The organism is Stenotrophomonas sp. (assembly GCF_032056425.1).
In the GTDB taxonomy this organism is placed as follows: Bacteria; Pseudomonadota; Gammaproteobacteria; order Xanthomonadales; family Xanthomonadaceae; genus Stenotrophomonas.
On record NZ_DAMBCN010000008.1, the window covers coordinates 109,442 to 126,956 of the forward strand.

11 protein-coding genes are annotated in these 17,515 nt (G+C 68.5%); 2 read left to right on the plus strand and 9 right to left on the minus strand.

Annotated features, from left to right (window positions below):
* Positions 1 to 21: 21 nt before the first annotated feature.
* The 7 genes from RTY46_RS07975 to pilG form a co-directional block, all read right to left on the minus strand.
* Positions 22 to 486 (minus strand): chemotaxis protein CheW, encoded by a 465-nt coding sequence (locus tag RTY46_RS07975; RefSeq protein WP_312707652.1) that lies wholly within the window; start codon positions 484 to 486, stop codon positions 22 to 24.
* Positions 483 to 1,826 carry a chemotaxis protein CheB gene (locus tag RTY46_RS07980; RefSeq protein ID WP_312707653.1) on the minus strand — a complete coding sequence of 448 codons (1,344 nt, stop codon included), beginning with the start codon at positions 1,824 to 1,826 and terminating at the stop codon, positions 483 to 485. Before RTY46_RS07980 ends, RTY46_RS07975 begins: the two co-directional genes overlap by 4 nt.
* A complete protein-coding gene (locus tag RTY46_RS07985; protein ID WP_312707654.1) occupies positions 1,813 to 8,412 on the minus strand; it encodes an Hpt domain-containing protein in 6,600 nt (2,199 codons plus the stop codon). Before RTY46_RS07985 ends, RTY46_RS07980 begins: the two co-directional genes overlap by 14 nt.
* 100 nt (positions 8,413 to 8,512) lie before the next feature.
* Positions 8,513 to 10,549, minus strand: a complete 2,037-nt coding sequence (locus RTY46_RS07990) for a methyl-accepting chemotaxis protein (protein ID WP_312707655.1) — start codon at positions 10,547 to 10,549, stop codon at positions 8,513 to 8,515.
* A 41-nt stretch (positions 10,550 to 10,590) separates the two neighbouring features.
* The gene (locus tag RTY46_RS07995; protein ID WP_312707657.1) at positions 10,591 to 11,121 is read right to left on the minus strand and encodes a chemotaxis protein CheW; all 531 of its coding nucleotides are present in this window, start codon (positions 11,119 to 11,121) and stop codon (positions 10,591 to 10,593) included.
* Complete coding sequence (locus tag RTY46_RS08000; RefSeq protein ID WP_108756949.1) at positions 11,121 to 11,483, minus strand: response regulator; 363 nt, start codon at positions 11,481 to 11,483, stop codon at positions 11,121 to 11,123. Before RTY46_RS08000 ends, RTY46_RS07995 begins: the two co-directional genes overlap by 1 nt.
* Positions 11,484 to 11,501: 18 nt before the next feature.
* Positions 11,502 to 11,903 (minus strand): twitching motility response regulator PilG, encoded by a 402-nt coding sequence (pilG, locus tag RTY46_RS08005; protein WP_042614342.1) that lies wholly within the window; start codon positions 11,901 to 11,903, stop codon positions 11,502 to 11,504.
* Between the two features lie 254 nt (positions 11,904 to 12,157).
* Between pilG and gshB the strand changes: the two genes are divergently transcribed.
* Positions 12,158 to 13,105 carry a glutathione synthase gene (gene gshB / locus RTY46_RS08010; protein ID WP_312707658.1) on the plus strand — a complete coding sequence of 316 codons (948 nt, stop codon included), beginning with the start codon at positions 12,158 to 12,160 and terminating at the stop codon, positions 13,103 to 13,105.
* Positions 13,105 to 13,989 (plus strand): energy transducer TonB, encoded by an 885-nt coding sequence (locus RTY46_RS08015; protein WP_312707659.1) that lies wholly within the window; start codon positions 13,105 to 13,107, stop codon positions 13,987 to 13,989. Before gshB ends, RTY46_RS08015 begins: the two co-directional genes overlap by 1 nt.
* Positions 13,990 to 14,486: 497 nt before the next feature.
* Here the strand turns inward: RTY46_RS08015 and tsaB are convergent, their stop codons facing one another.
* Positions 14,487 to 15,203 (minus strand): tRNA (adenosine(37)-N6)-threonylcarbamoyltransferase complex dimerization subunit type 1 TsaB, encoded by a 717-nt coding sequence (gene tsaB, locus RTY46_RS08020; protein WP_312707660.1) that lies wholly within the window; start codon positions 15,201 to 15,203, stop codon positions 14,487 to 14,489.
* A 9-nt stretch (positions 15,204 to 15,212) separates the two neighbouring features.
* Positions 15,213 to 17,279 (minus strand): ATP-dependent DNA helicase, encoded by a 2,067-nt coding sequence (locus RTY46_RS08025; RefSeq protein WP_312707661.1) that lies wholly within the window; start codon positions 17,277 to 17,279, stop codon positions 15,213 to 15,215.
* Positions 17,280 to 17,515 lie beyond the last annotated feature (236 nt).

Consider the following 17,515-nt stretch of genomic DNA (forward strand, 5'->3'; position numbering starts at 1 on the left):
AGCGCGCGCGTGGGCGCCGGGTCAGGCGGCCAGCGAATCCAGCGCGCTTTCCAGCGCGTCCAGGTTCGGCAACAGGGCGCTCTTTTCGCCCAGCAGCACGCGCATGTGCACGATGTCGGGCAGGGTTTCCTCTGACGCGTCGGCCAGCAGGCCATCGCGGGGCACCGAGATCAGCTGCGGGAAGTTCTGGGTCAGCAGGGCGTAGTAAGGGCGCTGGGCGTTGCCGCTGAGCGCCTTCAGCACCACCACTTTGTTGTGCCCGCCCACCGTCTCGTCGCCGAGGCCGGTCAGGCGCGCAAACGACAGCAGCGGTACCTGCCAGCCGTGCCAGGCGATCTGGCCCAGCAGCCAGCGCGGCGCGTCGGCAATCGGCTCGATCGCTACGCGCGACATCATTTCAGCCACGGTGGCGTTGGGCAGCAGCACGCGCTCGCCACCGGCCTGGATCAGGACCCCGCGGATCTCGTCATTGCTGGCGTAACTCATGCTGCGTCTCCGTCATCGTCGTGCTGGGCCCAGCGGGCGACAATCGCCTGCGCCAGTTCCTGCGGTTCACCGGCGACCATGCCGGCGGCAACCACGGCCGTCGCAGCGGCCGGGTCGTAGCATCCCTCACCAACCTGTCCGGCCACCCACGCGCCTGCGGCGGCGAGGTCCAGTGCCGGCCCCACATGGGCCAGGTCGGCGCCACTGAGCAGGACCACGGCAGTGTGCGCCGGCGGCAGGGCGTCGATCGCGATGCCCTGCGCACGGGTCTGGAAGTACAACCCATCTGCGGCCCCCTGCACCCCCATGTCGTCGGCCAGTACATGCACCTCACCCGGCGTGGCGCGTTGGCCCGGTTCGGCCAGCTGCACCGGCAACGGCGAGATGCGCGCCATCTGCTTGACCAGGTTGCCGTAGCGACCGCCATCCAGGCGCATGTGCACCAGCACCGGCACGCGCAGGCCTGCCGGCAGTGCGGCCAGCAGGCGTCGCAGCGCATCGGGTCCGCCAATACCGGCCAAGACCAGCAGCGCACCGGCGTTGGCACCGGCCGGTGCGGCCGCATCCAGATCGACCAGGCTCAAGTGGCCGGTCTCGAAGCTGGCCGTCGGTGCGGAGGTACTGGCCCGGGCAATCGGTGCCGCTTCTACAGCTGGCTCATCCACCAGTGACCAGGCGGTGTGGTCGCCCAACGTGAGCGCCGGCACCGCGGGCGGCTCCACCGCCGGGCCCGGCGACTCCAGCGGCGCATCGAGCTCGGCGGGCGCCTCGGGCAGCACCGGTTGCAGCGCAGCCAGCGCCTGTTCCAGCGCGATGGGTTCATGCAGGTCCACCGGCGGCACATACAGGCTGTCGGCAGGCACGTTGTCGGCCCACGACAACGCCTGGTCCAGATGGGACTGCAGCGCGGTCTCCTGCGGCTGTGGCGGGGTCAGCGTCAGCCCCGGTTCCAGCTGCAGGCTGGGCTCGTCTTCGGCGCCGGGCGGCAGCACCTGCTGGTGGCCATGCAGCTTGGCAGCCAGATGGCGGCCCCAGCGCTGGGCCTCCCAGCCATCGCGGCGCGCGGCCAGCTCGGCCTCATCGAACACCAGCGTCAGCCCCGGCGCGGACAAGGCCGGCTCCAGACGCTCCAGGGCGTCCTCGATGGCCGCTTCCAGCGCAATGACCACGAACTGCGGATGGGCGTCGGCCAGCGACTGCGGCTCCAGCGTGGTCGGGTCGTCTTCCAGCACGATCTGCACATCGGCATGGGCCAGCGCTTCACGCAGGCGCTCGCGCGCCGCGCCCGGGCGGGCCAGCAGGGCAACGGCCGGAACCGGATTGACGTCACTCACGGACACGGGCGATCCCCAGCAGGTCATACACATTGCGCATCAGGTCCAGCTCCTGGTAGGGCTTGCCCAGGTAGCGCTGCACGCCGATCTCGAAGGCGCGCTGGCGATGCTTGTCGCCACTGCGCGAGGTGATCATCACGATCGGTACGTCCTTGTAGCGCGGGTCGGCACGCATTGCCGTGGCCAGCTCGTAGCCATCCATGCGCGGCATTTCGATATCCAGCAGCATCAGGTCGGGCACGCGCTCTTCCAGCTGCTCCAGCGCTTCCACGCCGTCGCGCGCCACGCTCACTTCGAAGTTGTGGCGTTCCAGGATGCGGCTGGTCACCTTGCGCATGGTCAGCGAGTCGTCGACCACCATCACCAGCGGCACCTGCCGTTCCTGGCGCGGTGCATTGTCCTGCACCGGCACGATCGGGTTGGCCAGGTAGCGGCGCACCAGCGGGGCCACGTCCAGGATGACCACCACGCGGCCATCGCCGGTGATGGTGGCGCCGTAGATGCCCGGCACCGATGCAATCTGCAGGCCCACCGGCTTGACCACGATTTCCCGGTTGCCCAGTACCTGGTCGATGGCCACGGCCGCGCGCAGGTCGCCGGCGCGCACCAGCAGCAGCGGCACCTGCTCCTGGCCGTCGGCCCGTGCCGGGGCCTGGCCGACCAGACTGCCCAGGTCGTACAGCGGGAAATCTTCGCCGCTGTAGCGGTAGCTGCTGTCGGCCGCTTCGAAACGATCGCGCGACAGGCGGCCGATACCGCTGACCGAGGCCACCGGCACGGCAAAGGTGGTTTCTCCGATCTGCACGAACACGGCCTGGGTGACGGCCAGCGTCTGCGGCAGGCGCAAGGTGAAACGCACGCCCTGGCCACGCACCGACTGGATGTCGACCGAGCCGCCGAGCTGGCGCACTTCATTGCGCACCACGTCCATGCCCACGCCGCGGCCGGCCAGCTGGCTGACCTGGTCGGCGGTGGAGAAGCCGGAGGCAAAGATCAGGTTGTCCAGTTCCTGCTCGTTCGGCTGCGCATCGGCGCCCAGCAGGCCACGGTCGATGGCGCGGCGGCGGATCGCCTCGCGGTCAAGGCCGGCGCCGTCGTCGGCCACTTCCAGCACGATTTCCGAGCCTTCGCGGTGCAGGCGGATGGCAACCTCGCCCTCCTCCGGCTTGCCAGCGCTGCGGCGTTGTTCGGGCGCTTCCAGGCCATGGGCCACCGAATTGCGCAGCATGTGTTCCAGCGGCGCGACCATGCGGTCGAGCACGTTGCGGTCCAGTTCGCCGTGGGTGCCTTCCAGAGTCAGGTGCACCTGCTTGCCAGTATCGATACCGGCCTGGCGGACGACACGGCGCAGGCGTGGCACCAGGCCGTCGAACGGCACCATGCGCGCGCGCATCAGGCCGTCCTGCAGTTCCGAGCTGACGCGGGACTGCTGCTGCAGCAGCGAATCGTACTGGCGCGACAGATCGTCCAGCACGCCCTGCAGGCCGCCAAGGTCGGCCGCCGATTCGTTCAGCGCGCGGCTGAGCTGCTGCAGGGTCGAGAAGCGGTCCAGCTCCAGCGGATCGAACTTCTGGTCGGCCTGGTCCTGCTCGCGCTGGTAACGGGCGACGATCTGCGCTTCGGTTTCCAGATCCAGTCGGCGCAACTGGTCGCGCAGTCGCGCATTGGTGCGCTCCAGCTCGCCCATCGCGCCGCGGAAGGCGCCGAGCTGCTGCTCCAGGCGCGAGCGGTAGATGGCCACTTCACCGGCATGGTTGACCAGGCGGTCCAGCAGATCGGCGCGCACACGCACCTGCTCCTGCTGCGGACGGGCCAGCGGATCTTCATCCGGGGCGCCTTCCATCGGCAGCGGTGCCGACAGCGGCGCATCGGCCAGCGCCTGTGGCGCGGCGGGTACCGCAGGTGTTTCGACATCCTTGCTGGAAGCCACGGCGGTGCTGGTCGAACCCACGTGGGTGCGTGCTTCGAACGCTTCCAGCAGGTCCTGCGCCGGTTCCACTGCACGGTGCTCGCCGGTGCGGGTCAGCAGCTGGTGCAGACGGTCGAAGCCACGTTCCAGCAGGTGGACGTCGCGGCGTTCAATGTCGGTGCGACCGGCAGCCACGGCTTCCAGCAGCGACTCGATGCTGTGCCCCAGATCGCCGATGGCATTGATGCCGGCCATGCGCGCACCGCCCTTGAGCGTGTGCAGATCGCGCTGCAGGCCCGCCAGGGCTTCGCGATCATCAGGCGCATCGCGCAGTTCGCTGATCAGGCCATCGCAATGGTCGAGCAGGTCGTTGCCTTCTTCCACGAAGATGTCGACCAGCTCGCGGTCGTAGACGCTGAAGTCGAGCAGGTCGCTCGGTGCCTCATCTTCGTCGCCGGTTGCGATGGCCGTGTCAGCCACGTCGACCGCGTCGACTGCATCAGTGTCGACGGTATCGACGATCGCTGCGGTCATGTGCGCGGCCTGGCCCGGAGCGTCTTCCAGTTCGAACAACGGAACCGGCGGGGTCGCAACCGGCTCAGGTGCGGGCTCGGGCTCGTCCACCGTCGCCGGGGACGGCAGGTCGGCGCTCTCTCCTTCACCGACCGCCGTTTCCCCGTCGACGTCCGCAGCCTCGGCAAAGGCATCTGCCTCGCCGGGCGCGAGTTCGCTGGCCTGCAGGCCGAGCACCGGCCAATCGGCCTGCTCGTCCAGCACCTGCTCCGGCTCGATCACGTGCAGGCCTGCATCCAGCGCAGCCTCCAGAGTGACCGGCTCGGCAAAGCCCGGCGCAGCCATATCATCGTGCAGGCTCGCCAGCGTGCTGTCGAGCGCCTGTTCATCCTCATCTTCGTACAGCGGGGTCTGGTCCGCGCTGGGCAGCGTTGCAGGCTGGTCGATCACGTCATCCGCAAGCGCCTGCGTCGCATCGTCCAGGTCACTGTCGTCCACGGGCAGCGCACTGGCGTCCAGGTACGGCGACAGGTCATCGGCACCGGTCAGGTCTGCATCGTCGGCGTCTGCGGCCGACAGTGCTTCGCTGGATTCCTCGACGACCATCGCATTCGCATCCGCGTCTGCCGGGGTTGTTTCTTCGGTGGCCAGCAACGCGGCCTCGCGCTCTTCGCTCGCCTGCGGCAGCGACGGCCAGCCGGCATCGAAGAACGGGGACAGGTCTTCACCGCCGGTCAGTTCGACGCGCTCCAGCCCGGATTCCCCCGTCAGCGGCGGCTCATTGCTGGCGGCAAGGTCGATTGCCTCGTCGATGACCGGTTCGGCCACCTCGGCCTCGGCATCGACGCGCATCGCATCGCTGCCCTCGTCCTCCTCATCCATCTCCAGCACAGGCCAACGCGCCTCCGGCAGCGCCTCGGCCAGGGCCTGCAGACGCTGCGCCAGCGCATCGTGCGGCTGGATGCGCGGCTGCTCGGCCTGCAGTGCCGTCATCGTGCCGGCAATGGCCTGGGCGGTGTCCAGCAGCGCCGATACACCTTCCTCGGCAGGCACAGCCTGCGCGGCCAGGGCACGCTTGATGTACGACTCTGCCGTGCCGGTGACCGTGGTGATTTCCGGCACCTCGGTCATCGCGAAGGCGCCGTTCATGGTATGCACCGCACGCAGCAGCGCGTCGGTCACCGCGTGCGGTGCCTGCTGTGCGGCCTGCAGCCAGGCGTGCAACGTGGCCAGGTGCAGTTCCACCTCGGCTTCCAGGATTTCCTGCAGCACGCTGTCGATCTGCGCGGGCGTGCCGATCGGCGCGGCCGCCGGTTCCGGCGCGGACTCGACGACGTCGACGGCGGGCACGTCGACCCGCGCCGCAGCGTCTTCGCTGGCCACCGCCACAGCGGGCACGTCCACCGCAGGCGCCGCGGCGCCAGGGAGCGGGACGTAGAAGGTTTCCTCACCGGCACCGACACGATCGGCAATGGCCTGCATGGCCTGCAGATCCACGGTGATGCGCTGGCCATGGCGCAGCGCGGCGTTCAGCTGCGGAAGGGCGGCGTGGGCATGGTCCACCATCGCCAGCACGGCCGGGGTAGCCGGGCGGGTGCCATCGAGCACGCGGTTGAGCAGGCTTTCGATCTTCCAGGCGAACTCCCCCAATGTGCGTGCGCCGACCAGGCGGCCACTGCCCTTGAGCGTGTGGAAGATACGGCGGATCGGCCGCAGCCGGTCCATGTTGTCCGGCTGCATGCGCCAGGGCGGCAACAGCGTGCCCAGGTTCTGCAGTTCATCGTCGAACTCTTCCAGGAATACCTCACGGATGTCCTGGTCGATGTTCTCGGCGTCGTCTTCGAAGCCGCCCTCAATGCCAACGTCGGCCGCGCTGGCCGCAACGGCCACCGGCTCGGCCGCGGGCGCCGCCTCGGCATGCGGGTTGAACTCCGCTGCAGCGGCGCTCAGTTCGGCCAGGAACGCCGTATCGGCGTCGCTGAAGTCGATCGGCGCAATAGCGTCCACATCGATGGTGGCGACGGCAGGAATCTCGTCCGGAATCTCCACTGCGACGACCGGCTCGGCTTCGGCTTCGGCCTCCACCGTGGCTGCGTCCAGCGCTTGCGCGTCCTCAAGCGGATCGGCCGACGGCGCAGCGTCGACGATCTCCAGTGCCGCGTCCAGCGCCGGCGCGTCGTCCAGCGCCAGCGTCTCCATGGCGTGCAGGGACAGCACGTGGTCGGCATTGTCCAGTTCGCTGGCGTCGAAGTGGAACACCACTTCTTCATCGGCCACCGGCAGACCGTCCTGCTCGGCGGCAACCGGATCGAACGACGCGGCCACCGCCCCATTCAACACCGTGGCATCTGCCCAGTCAGCCACGGCCACGCTGTCTTCCACATCATCCGGCGTGTGCGCATGACCCTCGCCCACCTGCAGCGTTGCAGGCGTCAACGACCACTGCGATGCAGCCGACGCGTCGCCCACGTCGGCGTCGGCTTCATAGCTGACCGGGTCGAAACTGGCGAAGGTCGGCTCACGTGCATGGTCATCGGCAGGCGCAGCCTCGGTGCCATGGTCCAGGCTGCCCAGTTCCCACTGCGGCACCGCCGGCGGCGGCGCGCTGGACGCTGCGAACAGCAGATTGCCCGTATCGACCGGCGCGCTGTCTTGCCGCACCGGCGCATCGACATCGGCCAGTTCCAGTGAACCAAATACCAGGGAATGATCGGCTGCATCCACGGCCGGTTGTGCCGGCGGCGGATCGAAGGTGAAATCAGGCAGCGGCAGCGGCACGTCGCCCGGTGCGGGCGCCGCCGGCTGCACCTCGATCTGCAGCGGCTCGACCTGCAGCGCAGCAGCGGGCACCGCCAGCGCCTCGCGTTGCACCGGCTCAGGCAGGGCTTCGGTAACCGCCCCGGCAACGGCAGGCGTGCTGCGCTCGGGCAGCGGCCAGTAACGCAGCGCTTCCAGGCTGCTGCGGGTGATGTCGAGGATGTCTTCGCGTCCCGGACGGCGGTCGCGCAGCGCTTCCAGGTAGTACTCCAGGCTGGCCATGGCATCAGCCAGGGTATCCAGCTGGCGACCGCTGGGCACGCGCTGGCGGCCGATCAGTTCGGCCTCGATGTACTGCTGCACGCCGCGCAGATAGTCGGCAGCGGTGCCGAGATCGAGCATGCGCAGCGCACCGGACACGTCGCCCAGCAGGCGCGGCACGTCCTGCAGTTCGCTGTGGTTCCAGCTGGTCTCGATGAAGGCGACGAAATGCTCGCGTGCGGCGGCGAAATTGGCAATCGCTTCGTGCGCCAGGATTTCCACCGTGCGGCGGTTTTCCACCGCGCTGGGGTCGTCTTCGCCGCTGCCACCGGCACCCAGATGGGCGACCTGGTCGTCCAGCGACGCATCGACGTACAACAGCGCACCGGCAATATCCAGCAGCAGGTCTTCATCGATCTGCTGACGGCCTTCCACCACGCCCAGCAGCGCATCGCGCTGCTGCACCACCACGCCACGCGCAGCGCCCAGGCCCATCATGCCCAGCGTATCGGCCACGGCACCCAGCTTGGTCACCTGGTCCTGCAGCTGCTGCGGCGCGCCGCCGGTGCGCAGGTGCAGATCCAGCGCATCCTTCACCTGCAGCAGTTCTTCCTTCACCGCGCTGCCCACCGTATCCAGCAGTTCGCGGTTGCGCCCGCTCAGGCTGCCACGGGCGTGGTCCAGCTCGGCCTCGGTCGCGGTCACGCTGTCGGGCGCGAAGGCGAACAGCACGCTGTCATTGACGCCCTCTTCGCCGCGCGCGGCGCGGATCTCGTTCAACAGCGGCATCAGCACGATCGGAATATCGCGATGGCCGTTCTGCAGGCGTTCCAGGTAATCGGGCAGCAGCACGCTGCCGCGCATCAGCGTGGCACAGGCTTCATCGCGGTCGGCCACGCGGCCTTCGCCGACGGCGACGGCCAGCTGTTCCAGTTCCTCGGCCACCATCGCCGGCGCATACAGTTCCACCATGCGCAGGGTGCCCTGCACCTGGTGCAGGTAACCGGCGCAGATGCGCATGCGGCTGCCATCGGCCGGGTCTTCCACGAAGTACTCGACCTCGTTGCGCACCAGGCGCAGGGTCTCGTCCAGCTCGGGCTTCACCCAGCCCAGGGCTGCATGGCTCATGGCGTCGCGCAGACTGCTGCTCATCGGTGCGCTCCGGTCGCCACCGCGCGACTACCGCGCGGTCCGTGGCCTGGGGAATGGAAATGCTTCATCGACTGGTTCCTTGCTCGCCGCCCTGCCCGTGTCACGCCGGCAGCTTGAAGTCGGCCACCGAACGACGCAGATCGGCGGCCAGCTGTGCCAGGTGGCCGATCGACTCGGCGGTCTGGCCGGCGCCCTGCGAGGTCTGGCCGGTGATCTGCCGGATCACGCCCATGGTGCGGGTGATGTCCGAGGCCGCAGCGGACTGCTGCTGGGCGGCGATCGAAATGTTCTTGATGAGGGTGTTCAGGGCGTTGGACACGCGCTCGATTTCGGTCAGCGCGGTACCCGCGTCCTCGGCCAGGCGGGCGCCGGAGACCACTTCGGCGGTGGTCTGCTCCATCGAGGTGACCGCTTCGTTGGTATCGGCCTGAATGGCCTGCACCAGGTTTTCGATGCGTCGGGTGGCGCCCGAGGTACGTTCTGCCAGGCGCTGCACTTCGTCGGCCACGACCGCGAAACCGCGGCCTGCTTCACCGGCCGACGCCGCCTGCACGGCCGCGTTCAACGCCAGGATGTTGGTCTGTTCGGAAATGTCGTTGATCAGTTCCACGATCGAGCCGATTTCCTGCGAGGACTCGCCCAGGCGCTTGATGCGCTTGGAGGTTTCCTGGATCTGGTCACGGATCTGGTCCATGCCCTGGATGGTCTCGCGCACCACGCCGGCACCTTCGGCGGCGATCACCACCGAGCGCTGTGCCACGTCGGCCGACTCGGCCGAGTTGCGCGACACCTGTTCGATGCTGGCGGCGATTTCGCCGATTCGGTCCGACGCCGAGGTGATCTGGTTGGCCTGGTGGCCGGCCGCTTCGGCCAGCTGCATGGCCGTGGCCTGGGTTTCCTGGGTGGACACGGCCACCTTGGCCGAGGTGTCGTTGATGGTGGTCACCAGGTGGCGCAGCTCATCGACGGCGTAGTTGATCGCGTCTGCGATCGCGCCGGTCATGTCTTCGGTCACCGACGCCTTCACCGTCAGGTCGCCTTCACCGAGCGAGCTGATTTCGTCCAGCAGTCGCATGATCGCCTGCTGGTTGCGGCTGTTGAACTCCACCTGGGTCTGGTAGCGCAGTTCCTGTTCACGCGAACGGCTGCGCACGTTGGTGGACACGAAGCCGATGATCGCGATCAGCGACAGCGCACCGGACACCACGCCGATCCAGAAGTTCGGGAACAGACGGGTGTCGGACACCGAACCAAACGAAGAGAACGCCTCGAACAGCTTGCGGCTGTCATCGAGCATGTGGGCGGAGCCCTGGCCCAGGGCCGTGGCGGCCGACTGCGCGGCAAACAGCTGGCGCGAGCTGGCCAGGATGGCGTCGGCGCCCTGCTTCATCGCCTCCCACTTCTGCTGTGACTGTTCCAGCGCGGCGACGGCGCCGGCGCCGCGCACGGCGGTGATGCCCAGTTCTTCGTTGCCGTTGCGCAGGCCATCAAGCACCTGCGAGAACACGGTGATGTCGCGCGCCAGCGCGTCGCCCGAGGCGGCCGCAGCAGTGCCACCGGCGCGCATTTCGGTCACCCGGCGGGCCATCGAACCGGCCACCACAACCTGCTGCAGGGCGCTGTACACCTGTGAAGCCGGCGCGCCCGAGGCAGACATCGCCCGCACCAGTTCATTCAACTGCGCCTGCAGGCCCGGCACGGCGCCGGTGAAGTTGTTGGCGTTGCCGGCCAGGGCCAGTACGGCCGGTTCACTAGCGACCAGCTGGCCGGCCTGCTTGCCCAGCGGCGCCCACGTCTCGGCCAGTGTGCCGATGGCCTTGGACACGCCCGGCTCGCTGCCGTAGCGCCCCTGCAGGGTCGAGACGTTCTGTTCGATGGCGTTGCGGGTGGCCTTGAAGGCGGTGAACGCCTGCGCGTTGCCGCCCACGGCATCACGGCCCTGGTTGGCCAGCTGCTGTGACAGCACCTGCAGGTCGGCGGCCTTGGAGCCGGCGTCGGCCAGGCGGCTGCCCTGCCAGGTGGCCACACCCGTGTTCAGGCCGAACAGGACCATGGACAGCAACAGCAGGGCCAGCCACAGGTTGCTGCCGCCCAGCCGCAGCTTGCCGGTCTTGGTGGCGTCCGAAGCAGTACTCATCGTTCAACCTCGAGGTTCAATGCAGGGGGCGTTGCCCGGCCTCAGGCCGCGGCTTGCCGGAATTCAGGGGTACGCGACAGCAACGAGAGCGAGAACACGCCCCAATCGTGGCCGTCGGCATGGAAGGCGCGATCGACGAAGTGGCCGTAGCGGCCCTCGGCCAGGCGGCCGGCATCGATCTGCTGGGCCAGTTCAAAGCTGCGCTGGCCAAACAGTTCATCGATGGTCAGGGCCACGTCGCCGCCGGCCTGGCGCATGATCAGCACGCGCTGGCCTTCCTGCTGCACGGTACGCGCACCTTCCAGGAAGTACTTCAGATCAACCACCGGGAACAGGTTGCCGCGCAGGTTGCCCACGCCCAGCAGCCACGGCTGTGCGCACGGCACCGGGGTGACCGGCGGCATCGGCACGATTTCCACCACTTCGCGGAAATCGGACACCAGCCGGCGCTGGCCGACCCGGTAGCCGACGCCACGCCAGAGGTCCTCGGCGAACTGGCGCTCGGGCAGCTGCACCGCATGGGCCAGGCTGCGCCGTTCGTAGGCTTCAAGAATGTCGAAAGGCGAACGCATCAGGCCACCAGCTCGTTGATGCGCGCGATCAGTTCCTCTTCGCGCGGCGGCTTGACGATGTAATCGGCTGCGCCCTGGCGCAGGCCCCAGGCTTTGTCGGTTTCCATCGCTTTGGTGCTGACGATGATCACCGGGATGTGCTTGGTCGCCGCGTCGCGGGCCATCGCCCGGGTCGCCTGGAAACCACTCATGCCCGGCAGCACCACGTCCATCAGCACCAGCTGTGGGACCTGGTCGCGTACCAGCTGCAGGCCATCTTCGGCGTTGTCCGCTTCCAGCACCTCATGGCCGGCACGGCGCAGCCACTGGGTGAATACCGCGCGGTCGGTCGGTGAATCCTCGATCAGGACGATACGAGCCATTGTGCCTTTCCCCCCTGGTCAGGCGTTGACGTATGTGCGGATGGCACCCAGCAGTTCTTCACGCGTGAAAGGCTTGGTCAGGTACTGCTCCGAGCCGACGATGCGCCCGCGCGCCTTGTCGAACAGGCCGTCCTTGGAAGACAGCATGATGACCGGGGTGGACTTGAACAGCTGGTTGCCCTTGATCAGGGCACAGGTCTGGTAGCCATCCAGGCGCGGCATCATGATGTCGACGAAGATGATCTGTGGCTGCTGGTCCGCGATCTTGGCCAGAGCCTCGAAGCCATCGGTCGCGGTCACCACCTCGCAGCCTTCGCGCTTGAGCAGTGTTTCCGCAGTCCGGCGGATGGTCTTCGAGTCATCGATGACCATCACCCGGAGGCCTGCGAGTTCCCCGCCCGCAGTCATGTTTTCAGTCATTGCCATTCCCCAAGCGCGCGGCCCTTCTAGGTTGGGTGCCGCTGCGAAAGCGTATCTATATCGCACTTTCCGCGCCCGCTTCAAGGCCGTCCCACGGGGCGGGGCGTGGCGCCCGGCTGAACGTGACCGGTTTGGCAGAGACTGCGCAGAACCGGCCATGGCAGACGGCGCGGGGACGCAGCGTTGCACCCCCGCAGGCAGGCACGGGGGCGGCGTTGCCGCTACCATCAGCGCCTTGCCTTGAAGGTGCGCCCATGCCGTTGAACGTCATCGTGGTGATGGATCCCATCGCCCATATCAAGATCGCCAAGGACACGACCTTTGCCATGCTGCTGGAAGCCCAGCGCCGTGGCCACGCCCTGCACTACGTGCAACCCGGTGGCCTGGCCTTGGAAGGCGGCCTGGCCGTGGCCCGTACCGCCCCGCTGCAGGTGCGTGACGATCCCAGCGGCTGGTACGAACTTGGCGCATTCAGCCGCACCGTGTTCGGCCCCGGCCAAGTGGTATTGATGCGCAAGGACCCGCCGGTCGATGCCGAGTTCATTTACGACACCCAGGTGCTGGACCTGGCCGCCGCCGCTGGCGCCTGCGTGGTGAACAACCCGCAGGGCCTGCGCGACTACAACGAAAAGCTGGCGGCCCTGCTGTTCCCGCAGTGCTGCCCGCCCACGCTGGTCAGCCGCGATGCCAAGGCACTGAAAGCATTCGCGCTGGAACATGGCCAGGCGGTGCTGAAGCCACTGGACGGCATGGGCGGTCGTTCGATCTTCCGCAGCGGCCAGGGCGATCCCAACCTGAACGTGATCCTGGAAACGCTGACCGACGGTGGCCGCAAGCTGGCGCTGGCGCAGAAGTTCATTCCCGACATCACCGCCGGCGACAAGCGCATCCTGCTGGTGGACGGCGAGCCGGTGGATTACTGCCTGGCGCGTATTCCGCAGGGCGATGAATTCCGTGGCAACCTGGCCGCTGGCGGGCGGGGTGAAGGTCGGCCGCTGAGCGAACGCGACCGCTGGATTGCCGCCCAGGTCGGCCCGGAGATGAAGCGGCGCGGCATGCGTTTTGTTGGCCTGGACGTGATTGGCGACTACCTGACCGAAGTGAACGTGACCAGCCCGACCTGCGTGCGCGAGCTGGATGCGCAGTACGGGCTGAACATCGCCGGCACCCTGTTCGACGCGATCGAGGCCGGCCTGCGCTGATGAATGCTGTTCCTGCCGTGCTGCCCCCGCCCCCGCGCGAAGCACAGCGGCTGGCCGCGACCCTGGCCCTTTCGGTCCTGCTGCACGTGCTGCTGGTACTGGCGGTGGGCTTCGCCGTGAAAGGGGACGCACCGCTGGTGCCCACGCTGGAAGTGATCTTCAGCCAGACCCGCACGCCGCTGACGCCGAAGCAGGCCGATTTCCTGGCTGCCGCCAACCAGGAGGGCGGTGGCGAGCATGACCGCGCCCAGCGCCCGCGCGACAACCAGACCGGCGTGGTGCCGCAGGCGCAGAGTGGGCTGAGCCCGGTACCGCAACAGCAGCAGTCGGCCGCGCCGGTGCCGCCGCCCGAAGCACGTGTGGTCAGCAGCCGCAATGGCGAGGGCGTGGTGGCCCAGGCGCAGTCGCGTCCCACCCCGCTTGAACCGACTCCGGACGCCCCGGTGACCGCGCGCGAGCAGCGCGATGCGGAGATGGCACGGCTGGCGGCCGAGGTTCACCTGCGCTCGGCGCAGTATGCGAAGCGACCGAACCGCAAGTTCGTTTCGGCCAGCACCCGTGAATACGCCTACGCCAATTATCTGCGTGCCTGGGTGGACCGGGCCGAGCAGGTCGGCAACCTGAATTACCCGGACGAGGCGCGGCAGCGCCGGCTGGGTGGCCAGGTGGTGATCAGCGTGGGCGTGCGCCGCGATGGCAGCGTGGAAAGCAGCCGGATCCTGAAATCCAGCGGCACGCCGCTGCTGGACCAGGCGGCGTTGCGGGTGGTGTCGCTGGCGCAGCCGTTCCCCGCGTTGCCAAAGACCGATGATGGCGTGGATATCCTGCAGGTGACCCGCACCTGGGTGTTCCTGCCCGGCGGCGAACTACGCGACGACCGGTAGGGGTTTGTCGCCCGGGCCTGCGGCCCGGGACCCGCTGCAGAGCCAGAGCAACGGCAACAGCCACAGCGGCGGTGGGAATTGTGGGCTTGGCGGGGCGGTGTCGGGTGGCGGGGACGCCGCAAGTACGTCCTTGTAGGCTTAGCCGCGGCATCCATGCCGCGGATACCCCGCCACCCGACACCGCCCCACCTCCGACAGATCGCGGCGCTTCTTCGCTTCTGGTAGGTGTCGACCTTGGTCGACACATCCACGCCATGCGTGGATGCGAGCGAAGCGATCGGCGTTTGACTTTGACTTTGATTTTTCTTTTTTGATTTTCCGTGGCGGCCGCGCACGGAAACTGTCAAAGGCCGGGCGGGGTGGGTTCGCGGGGGTGTCCGCGGCATGGATGCCGCGGCCAAGCCTACAGGGACGTACTTGCGGCGTCCCCCGCGGCCCCACCCCGCCCGGCCAAGCACGGCATTGGATTTACGCGCCCCGCCCCCGCCACGAGGGGCTCAGCCGTTGGCTTTCGCCTTCGCCTCGCGGGCGGCCTGCTGCTCGACCAGGGTCAGCGCGACGTTGTCGCGCAGGTATGCCGGTTCGACCCGCTCGGCGGCGATGCCTTCGCCGCGTGCGAACGCAGGTAGCGCCAGCGCCAGCACATCGGACGCACGCGGCAATGCCGTCGCATCGAATCCGCGCAGCCCAGCACCCAGCTGCGCCACCAGTGCACCGTCGGCGGCAGCGAAACCACTGCCGACACCGTAGGCCTGCAGCCCATCCGGCAGCACCACAGCAGCAGGCGCGCACACGCGCTCGGCGTCGCAGGCCACCACCGGCAGCCCATCCACGCGCTCAAAGCGCGCGGCGTACAGCTCGCCCATCCGCGCATCGATCACCGACAGGATCTGCGATTCCTCGGCCGGTGCGCGCAACGCCAGCACCTGCAGCGTCGACACCGGCAGCAGCGGGCGGTCCAGCGCCAGGGCAATGCCCTGTGCGATCGCGATCGCCAGGCGCACACCGGTGAAGGCGCCGGGACCACGGCTGAGCGCGATGCCATCCAGCTGCCGGCGGCTGATGCCGGCCTCGGCCAGCAGGGCCTCGGCCCAGGGCAGGCTCAGTTCGGCATGCCGGCGCGGGGCGATCTCGAAGCGTTCCAGCACCTGCCCGTCCACATGCAGGGCAACGGAACAGGCTTCGGTGGCGGTTTCAAAGGCGAGCAGTTTCATCGGATCAGGTCAGAACAAGGGGAACGTGGCGCCGGGGGCCGGCAGTGGACCCGCTGGGGGCTCGGGCGCCGCAGGCGCCGGCGTCGGGGGGGCGGCAGCGTCGGCCGCGGGGGCCCATTGTGGCGCAAAGAAGGCCTGCACATCGGCCAGGGCGCGGGTTTGCCGGAACGGCGGCAGCGACGACAGGAACACCCGCCCATAGCCCCGGTTCAGCAGACGAGGGTCGCACAGCACCAGCACGCCGCGATCGGTTTCGCTGCGGATCAGCCTGCCCACGCCCTGCTTCAGCGCAATGACCGCCTGCGGCAGCTGTTCGTCGCGGAAGGGATTGCCGCCCTGGCTGCGGATCGCCTCCAGGCGGGCCTCGTAGACCGGGTCGTCGGGGGCAGCAAAGGGTAGTTTGTCGATCACCACCACGCTCAGCGCCTCGCCCACCACATCCACGCCTTCGCGGAAACTGGCCGAGCCCAGCAGGACACCATTGCCCGATTCGCGGAAGCGCTGCAGCAGGGTTGCGCGCGGCGCCTCGCCCTGCACGAACAACGGCCACGGCCCGTCGCGCAGCGCCTCGGCCGCTTCGCGCAGGGCCCGATGCGAGGCGAACAGCAGGAAGGCCCGGCCCTGCGAGGCACGCAGAACCGGCTGCAGGGTCTGGATCAGCGCCGTGCCAAAGCCGCGCGCGGCCGGATCGGGCAGGCCCGCAGGCAGGTAACACAGCGCCTGCTCGGGCCAGTTGAAGGGGCTGGGTTGCACCAGCGTATGCGGATCATCCAGCCCCAGGCGCGTGGCGATGTGGTCGAAGCCCCCGCCCACCGTCAGCGTGGCCGAGGTGAAGATCCACGCGGCACGGCTGCGCTCGCGGTGTTCGCGCAACGGGCCGGACACATCCATCGGCGTGCGCTGGCAGCGGAAGCCGCGCGGGGTCAGCTCATACCAGAGCACATCGGCCGCCGCCGGTGCATCGTTCGGGTCGGCATCGAAATCGAGCACTGGCTCGTCCTCGCCCAGCCAGCGCGCCAGACGCGAAATCGCTTCACGTGCCCGAGCATGGCAGGCATCCAGGCCCGCTGCGGCATCGCGCAGCGGCTGCAGCGTCTGCTCCAGGGCCACCAGGCAGCTCATCACAGTGTCGAATCCATCGCGCACCTGCGGCATCGTCAGCGCACGCCACTGCGTGCCCCGTTGCGGCAACCCTTCCATGGCCAGGCGCAAGGCCAGCAGTGCCTGCTGCAGCTGATCGACGACGTCCTGCAGACTGGCCTGCGCCCCGCCCACGCCGCGCGCCTCGGCCAGGCAGTCGCGCCCCAGCTCCTGCCAGGGCCTCATGCCGAAGCCTTCACCGAAGAACTGCGCCGCCAGCTCGGGCAACTGGTGCGCCTCGTCGATGACGAAGGCCTGCGCCCCCGGCAGCAGTTCACCGAACCCGTCCTGCTTCAGCGCCAGATCGGCCAGCAGCAGATGATGGTTGACCACCACCACATCCGCCGCCTGCGCGCGTTGCCGCGCGCGCGCCACGAAGCAGTCATCCCAGAACGGGCAGTCCGTGCCCAGGCAGTTGTCGACGGTGGAAGTCACCATCGGCAACAGCGGCGAATCATCGGCCAGGCCATCCAGTTCGGCGATATCGCCGAACTCCGAGCGCCCCGACCAGGCCAGGATGCGCTGGAACTGCGCGGCCTGTTCCGGGCTGGAAAAGCGCGGCTCACCGCGGGCCTGCTGCAGGCGGTAACGGCACAGGTAATTGGCACGCCCCTTCAGCAGTGCGCTGCGCAGGCCCACGCCCAGCGCCTGGCGCACGCGCGGCAGATCGCGGTGGTAGAGCTGGTCCTGCAGCGCGCGGGTGCCGGTGGAGATGATGGTGCGCAGTCCGGACAGCAGCACCGGCACCAGATAGGCGAATGTCTTGCCGGTGCCGGTGCCGGCCTCGGCCAGCAGCAGATCGCGCTGCTGCAGCGCATCGGCAATGGCCTCGGTCAGGCGCAGCTGCGCCGGACGCGGCACGAACGCATCCAGGTGCGAGGCGAGCGCGCCGCCTTCGCTGAGGGCTTCGCGGCTGGCATGGACAAGATCGGACATCAGAAGCAAAGGATACCGGGCCGGGCGCTGCCCGGCACCCGTTTCAAGCCAGGGCAACGGCAACAGCAACGGCGTGCGTTCATTGCTCAGGGTTTCACCGAGGGATGGCGGGGGGCTGTGGATTTGCGGGGACGCCGTAAACCCGTCCATGGGGGCTTGGTCGCCGCATCCATGCGGCTCACTGGTCTGGCTCCCCGTCAGCGGACGCCAAGAAGCGATACTTTGATCGCACTTGG